This window comes from Kitasatospora sp. NPDC059571, from assembly GCF_042735675.1.
Lineage (GTDB): Bacteria > Actinomycetota > Actinomycetes > Streptomycetales > Streptomycetaceae > Kitasatospora.
In genome coordinates this window covers 1-7,398 of the sequence record NZ_JBHWBW010000029.1, presented here as the reverse complement: position 1 = coordinate 7,398, position 7,398 = coordinate 1, and the positions used below count along the sequence as shown (strand labels likewise).

Sequence of the window (7,398 nt, the reverse complement as noted above, 5' to 3'; positions counted from 1 at the left end):
GGGGGGGCTGCTTTTTTTGTTTAAACCACACCCCTAAACCCCCCCGGCGCCCCCCCACCACGTCGGGCCCCCCCCCACACCCCCGCACGTGGTCCGGCGTCGGCGGCTGCGCCCCGGCGGGCACCGGGGCGCGGCGGCGGTGTCGTCCGGCTCGGCCGGGCCGCCACCGGGGGCGGACCTGCCGGCGGGGACGTGCCCCGGGCTTCGCCACCCGATGGTCACCGCGTGGACGTTGGGGTGGAGCATCGGTGCAACGGCCCGGGTCCCGTGTGCGGGGCCCGGGCCGCGGCCCGCCCTGTTGCTGGTGTCAGGTCAGCTGTAGGGCAGTCGGAGGACGGTGAGGCTGCCGGTGCCGAGGGCGCTCGGTGCGGTGCCCAGGGCGTTCCAGATCTCGGCCCTGACGGTGCCGCCGGTCAGGTTGCAGGGGGTGCCGGTGGCGGATTCCTGGCCGGCGGCCTGGGTGTAGTGCTCCCAGCCGGCCACGGGGTCGGTGGCGTAGTAGTGGTAGGTCTCGGTGCGGTCCCAGGTGCCGTCGCCGGTGCAGTCGTAGGAGAGACGGAGCTGGGTGGCGTTGCCGACGGCGGTGCCCGCGTCGACGGCGAGGTCGAAGGCGGTGGTGCCGCCGTTGTAGGTGAGGTCGAGGCCGGAGGCGGTGAGGGTGAGGGCGCCGGACGGGGTGCCGTCGTGGTTCGCCCCGCCGGCCGCCGTGATCACGGCGCTGCCGGCTGCCCGGGTGGCCGCGGTCAGGGTGCCGTCGCCCTGGGCGTACAGGGTGGGCGAGGAGGTACCGCCCGGGGCCGACGGCGAACCGGTCGAGCCGCTGGCCGGGGTGTAGGGGAGGTTGAGGACGGAGGTGTTGCCGGTGGCGACGGTGGCGGCACCGTTGCCGAGGGCGTTCCAGATCTCGGCCTTGACGGTTCCGTTGACCAGGTCGCAGGGGCTTCCGGTCGCCGACTGCAGAGCGGTGGTCTGCCTGTAGTGCTCGAAGCCCGGCACCGGGTCGGTGGCGTAGTAGCGGTAGGTCTCGACGCGGTTCCAGTTGCCGTTGCCGGTGCAGTCGTAGGAGAGGCGGAGCTGGGTGGCGTTGCCGACGGCGGTGCCCGCGTCGACGGCGAGGTCGAACGCTGCGGTTCCGCCGTTGTAGGTCAGGTTGAGACCGGTGGCCGTCAGGGTGAGCGGGTTCGACGGCGTGCCGTCGTGGTTCGCGCCGCCCGCCGAGGCCACGGTGGCGGTGCCGGCCTCCTTCGTGCCGCCGGTCAGGGTGCCGTCGGACTGCAGGTAGAGCGTCGGCGAGGAGGCGGTGCCACCGGTCGACGAGGGCGAGGCCGAGGCGGAGGTGCTGGCGGAGGTGCTGGCGGAGGGGCCGGACGACGCGCTGGTGGACGGTGAGGCGCTGCCGGACGGTGACGCCGTGGAGGTCGGGTCTCCGGTGGGGTTGGTGCCGCCGGTGGCGCTGCCGCCGCTCCAGGTGTTGGCGCCGCTCGCGACGGTCCTGCCGGCCGGGACGTCCACGCTGGTGCCGTCGGAGAAGTGGACGGTGCGGGCGGTGGCGGTGATGTTCGAGGCGACGTAGGTGCGGGCGCCGTTCTTGGTGAAGACCGAGAACAGCGGGGAGTCCGCGGTGACGGTGGTGTCGACGGTGCCGAGGGCGGCGAGGTTGCGGATCCAGTGGAAGGTGTGGGCCTTGCTCTCACCCTCCTCCGAGGTGAACTCGTTGTCCGCGCGGAAGGCCGCGAGCGCCTTGTCGCCGTCGCCGAGGGCGAGGAACTCGTACCAGATGTCCGTCCAGATCGTCGGCCGGGTGTGGCCGCTGTTGGTGAGCATGTCCTGGTAGTCGGCCCTGACGTAGGCGGGGTCGTCGCCGAGGTAGAGGTGACCGCCCGTCACGGGGAGGAGGTTGATGCCCTGGATCTGTTCCGGCGCGCTCGAGAACCAGGTGGAGTAGGCGCCGCCGTCGCCCCACACCATGCCGACCTCCTGGTGCGGGAAGGCGGCCGGGTAGTTCTGGTGGCTGCTGTCGAACCAGTAGTCCTGGATGGCCGCGGCCTGCGTGGTGTACAGGTAGATGCCCGCGTCACGGACGGCCTTGTTGCCGGTCGCCTCGCCCCACTGGATCAGGCCGTTGTCGAAGTTCATGCCCTCGGACGAGGACTCCTGGTTGTTGCCCGCGGCGAACGAGCCGTGGCCGGAGGCCCAGTCGTGGCCGTCGTAGATGTCGAAGTCCCGCAGGTACGGGAAGCGCGTGTCGCTGCGGTCGTAGTTGTCCGCGTCCCGGATCAGCAGGTCCACCATGCCGCCGTACTGCCCGGTCGAGGCCCACGCGGGGTCGAACTTCGCGAGGGTGGCGGCAGCGGAGACGTAGTAGCCGTAGTGGAAGTGGTGGTCGTTCAGCTCCTGGTCGGAGCCGTACGAGGCGGGGTAGCCGATCAGCGTGCCCCAGTTCTTGTCGTAGTAGAAGAGGTGCGCCGTCTTGCCGGTCGAGGCGGTGAACCAGTCGGTGAGCTTCGACTTGATCGCCGCCAGGGCCGCGTCGCGTACCGAGGTGTTGCCCGTCTGGTCGGCGATCTCCGCGATGCGGGCGGCGCGGCCGAGGCCCTTGCCCGTCCAGTAGGTGTCGTCGCTGACCTGCTTCGTCGGGTCGGCCTGCTCGGCGTTCAGGTAGGCCTGCAAGGTGGCCGCGTCCGCGCCGCTGCCGTCACCGACCGCGGGCACCTCGGGCAGCACGCCGTGGTAGACCATCGAGGTGGTGAACGACGAGATGCCGGTGAGGACCTTGAGCGCGCCGCGCCCCGAGACGTAGGTCTGCGGCAGCGGGGTGCCGCCCGCGAGGTACTGCCACTGGTGCGGCAGCAGCGCGGCCACCGTCCCGGTCTCGGAGCCCTCCCGGGCGACCGTGGTGAAGCGGTAGTCGGTGGTGACCGTGCTGCTCGCCTCGTCGTAGCGGTAGGAGACCGCGGTGCCGGTGACGTGGCTGTGCGCGTACTGCCCGTACGTCGCGGCCAGTGCCGCGCGGTCCGCGGCCGGCGTGGACGCGGTGGTCGGCAGGACCGCGATCGAGAAGTAGCCCTTGCCGGCGAGCGTGGAGGTGATCGCGGAGCCGTTCACCGACCAGGTCGCACCCGTCGGGGCGTAGGCGACGTAGTCGTGACCGTTGATCGTGTAGCCGATCGTCGAGCCCGTGTTGGACCAGACGGTGGCCGTGGCACCGGAGGCGACGGAGATCTGCGCGTTGCCGCCGGTCACCTGGAAGTAGGCGAACGGCAGGCCCTCACCGATGGTCGCCCGCAGCGTGTGCGCGCCGTCGGAGAGGTACGGGCTGACCGTCCAGTCGCTCCACCCGTCGACCTTCACCTCGGACGCGCCGAGGCCGGTCACGCCCGCCACGAAGTCCTCGCTGTAAGGGAAGTGGTACTCGCCGACCCCTGTGCCGCTGCCGGAGACCGCGGGCGTCGTGGTGTACGAGAAGCCGAGCCCGGCCGAGTGTGCGCGGAAGCCCAGCGGGTGCGCGAACAGCGGCTCGCCGTAGGCGCAGTCGGTCTTCTTCCAGAGGATCGAGGACCACCAGTCGTTGGTGGGCACGGCACCGGCGGGAGCGTTCGCCGTGACCCACTGGCGGGGGTTCGTCGACAGGTTCCCGCAGCCCGAGGGCAAGGGGCCCGGGGCCTGCGTGGTGTAGCTGCCGGCCCCGACCGTGTCGGCGGACGCCGCCTGCGGGCTGAGCGTGGCCAGGGCGGCGGCCAGCAGGGCGGCCACGGTGCCGACGGCGCCGGTCCGCAGCCGGGAGGCGGTGCGGCGCGGCCGGGTGCGGTGGGCGTCGGCCACCCGCAGGGCACGGGGGTTGGGGCCGGTCGGTTCCGCCGCGGGGGCGGGAGGCCGGTGGGCTGGTCTGAACAGCATGGAATCTCCCGGGTGGGGCCGTGCACCGGGGTGCGCGGGTGGGAAGGCAGGAGCGGCCGTACGGTCCCGGCCGGGCGGTCCGATGCGGCTGCGTATCGGCTGGACGGGACCTCAGATTTGAGAGCGCTCTCAAAGCGAGGAGATTAGGGCGGGCCTCACGCACCGTCAAGGCATTCGACGGTGTGCGTTGGCCGCCCCGGTGGATCGGGGCGGGGTGGGTGGGCTGTGCGCGCGCCGGCGGGAGGAGTGGATCGCGTCGCCCGCCGCCGCGGTGGCCGGCCCGCGGAGTCGCGGCGCGCAGGCGAGGCCGATTTGACAACGCCCCTGCTGGGAGCGGCTATTGATGTCCCGTCGCGTTCGCTGCGGCAGTGCGTGCGGCCCCGGGGGGCCGGTCGAGATTCGGGACGGCCGGGGCCTGCCGCGGGCACGTCGGTAGGGGAGTGGCGGGGCGCGGAGGGTTCGCCGGCTTCGGCGTTCGGCGCGCACCCCGTGGCGGTGTCTCACCCTTCTGAGGTGAGAGCGCTCTCAAGGAGTAAAGCGCCCCACCCGGCCGGGCGGCCCGGCCGGGCAGCGGGGCGGGCCTGTCAGTGCGAGGCGGCCGGTGAGCCGTCGGGTGCCTCGCGGTGTTCGACGGCGGGCGCTCTGCCGGGCGGCATCGGGGGTGCGGTGAGCGCTGCGGGCGGGACGCGGCTGGACATCGGGCACCTTCTTCCGCGGGCCCGGATCGCGGCCGGGTCGGACGTCGGCCCGTACGGGGGACGCCGCCCGGTGGTGGCCCGGGCGGCGCGGCATGACCGGCCCGTTGTGAGCGGGTCCCGTACGGGGCCCAAGGCCTCCCGGTGCGACGCCGCGCCGTGGGAGGACGCCGCGCAAGCGCTTCCGTGACGCCCCGGCCAGGGGATTCGTGTCCACGGCGGGCCGTAGGAGACGCCTCGGCCGGTGTTACCGGCCTCACGGTGGCGGAGCCGGATCCAGGGTTGCGCGACGGGTGGCCCCGCCCGTCGGCGGGCCGACCGCCGTGCCGCCGTGCCGGCGCGGCCGGTGTCGGCCCGGGTGTCCGTCGGCCCGGCCCGCGGCGGGTGGGCCGAAATCCGGCCGGCGGTTCCGTTCGGATTCTCGGCCAGGGGGGGCGTACTTCCGTTACTCATCCCGGACCGGGGATTGGGAATGTCTTTACCGTGCCGCTCAGGGCCCCAACTTCTGAGTTTCCTCTGAGTTCTGACGGATTCGCAGTTGACGCTGTGCGAGTCGTTGACCCCTCTCGGTCAACTCTGCTTTGCTTCACGCCAGCGATCGGCACACCAGCTGTCGGAGCGCCGGACCAGGTGTACGTGGCCCCGTCCGCGCCGCTCACCCTCACGCCCGTACGGAACGCTCCGCGCACTCTCCCCGCCGCCTGCCCGAGCCCCCGCCTGCGCAGATGCGGGTGCGGTGAGCTGCTCTGCCGTCCTGTCGTGAGCGCACCTCCTGAACGCCGCACCGTCCGTGCCCTTCGCTGCCCTGTCCCACGCAGCAGACCGCCCGCGCCGACCGGCACCGGGGTCTGCAGGAGAGAGGAACCCCCACACATGGGTATCCCCCGTACCGGCAGCGCGGCACGCACGGCCCTGACCGGCCTCGCGTCGCTCTCCCTCCTCGGCGGTGCACTGCTCGCCACGGCCGCCACCCAGGCGGCGGCCGCGACTGCCACGGAGCAGTCGTCGAGCAGTTCCGTCGCGAACCCCTACAGCCCCGCCTACCAGCACCCGTACCGGCACGGGGTGGTGCCGACGATCCAGCAGCACGCCAAGATGCAGGACTGGGCGGCAGGCCACCCCGCGCTCAATGCGGCCACCGGCCCCCAGACGCTGTCCTACGGCGGCGGCATCGACGGGATCGGTGTCCAGAGCGGCCACTCCAAGGTCTACCTGGTGTTCTACGGCACGCAGTGGGGCACGCAGACCACCGACGCCAACGGGAACGCGAAGTTCTCCGGTGACTCCGCCGGTGCGGCGGGGGCCGCCCAGCAGATGTTCAAGGGCATCGGCACCGGCAACGAGCTCTGGTCCGCGGACCTGACCCAGTGGTGCGACGGCCCCAACGTGGCTGCCGGGGCGACGAGTTGCCCCTCCAACGCCAACTTCGTCCCGTACCAGAGCGGCGGCGTGCTCTCCGGGGTCTGGTACGACAACGCGGCAGCATCGCCGAGCGCCGCCAGCGGCCACCAGCTCGGCCAGGAGGCGGTCAACGCGGCCGCCCACTTCGGCAACACCACGGCCGCGTCCAACCGCGACGCGTACTACGTGATCCTCTCCCCGCACGGCACCAACCCGGACAACTACCAGAACCAGTACTGCGCCTGGCACGACTACAACGGTGACACCACGCTCACCGGCGGCGCGGTCACCTCGCCCTACGGCGACATCGCCTTCAGCAACCAGCCGTACAACATCGACTCGGGCGCCGGCTGCGGCGTCGGCTTCGTCAACTCGCCCGGCACGCTGGACGGCTGGACGATGACGCTGGGCCACGAGTGGCACGAGATGATGTCCGACCAGAACCCGGCCGGCGGCTGGACCAACCACACCGGCAGCAGCTACGACGGCCAGGAGAACTCCGACGAGTGCGCCTGGCTGTCCCCGGGCACCACGGGCGGCGCGGCCAACATCGCCTTCGGCAGCTTCGGCACCTGGGCCGAGCAGGCCAGCTGGTCCAACGACACCAATTCCTGCGCCATCTCCCACCCGATCGTGGGCGGCGGCTCCACCGGCAACACCGTGACGGTCACCAACCCCGGCAGCCAGAGCGGCACCGTCGGCACCGCTGCGAGCCTGCAGATCAGCGCCTCGGACTCGGCGTCCGGCCAGACCCTCACCTACTCGGCGACCGGCCTGCCCGCCGGCCTGTCGATCAACTCCGCCACCGGCCTCATCTCCGGCACCCCCACCACCGCGGGAACCTCCTCGGTGACCGTGACGGCCAAGGACACCACCAACGCCACCGGCAGCACCTCGTTCTCCTGGACGGAGTCCACCACCGGCGGCGGGTGCACCGCCCGCCAGCTGCTCGGCAACCCCGGCTTCGAGACCGGCACCGCCGCACCCTGGACCGCCTCCACCGGCGTCGTCGACAACTCCTCCTCCGAGGCCGCCCACTCCGGCTCCTGGAAGGCCTGGCTGAACGGCTACGGCAGCACGCACACCGACACCCTCTCGCAGGCCGTCAGCATCCCGGCCGGCTGCAAGGCCACCCTCACGTTCTGGCTGCACATCGACACCGCCGAGACCACGACCACCACGGCCTACGACAAGCTGACGCTGCAGGCCGGTACCACCACCCTCGCCACGTACTCCAACCTCAACAAGAACACCGGCTACGTCCAGAAGACCGTCGACCTGTCCGCCTACGCGGGCCAGTCCGTCACCGTGAAGTTCACCGGCACCGAGGACTCCTCGCTGCAGACCAGCTTCGTGATCGACGACACCGCCCTCAACGTCTCCTGACGCGGCGCACTCCGGCGAC

General features: G+C 72.2%; 2 protein-coding genes. One reads left to right on the top strand and one right to left on the bottom strand.

All coding sequences use genetic code 11. The features are described 5' to 3' along the window. Positions 1–312 precede the first annotated feature (312 nt). Entirely contained in the window at positions 313–3,897 is a 3,585-nt protein-coding gene (locus ACFV0G_RS06005) for a glycosyl hydrolase (protein ID WP_380542296.1), read from the bottom strand. 1,568 nt (positions 3,898–5,465) lie between these two features. On the opposite strand from ACFV0G_RS06005, the gene ACFV0G_RS06000 reads away from it, so the two are divergent. Continuing rightward, positions 5,466–7,379 carry a putative Ig domain-containing protein gene (locus ACFV0G_RS06000; protein ID WP_380542292.1) on the top strand — a complete coding sequence of 638 codons (1,914 nt, stop codon included), beginning with the start codon at positions 5,466–5,468 and terminating at the stop codon, positions 7,377–7,379. The last annotated feature ends 19 nt before the right edge of the window (positions 7,380–7,398 follow it).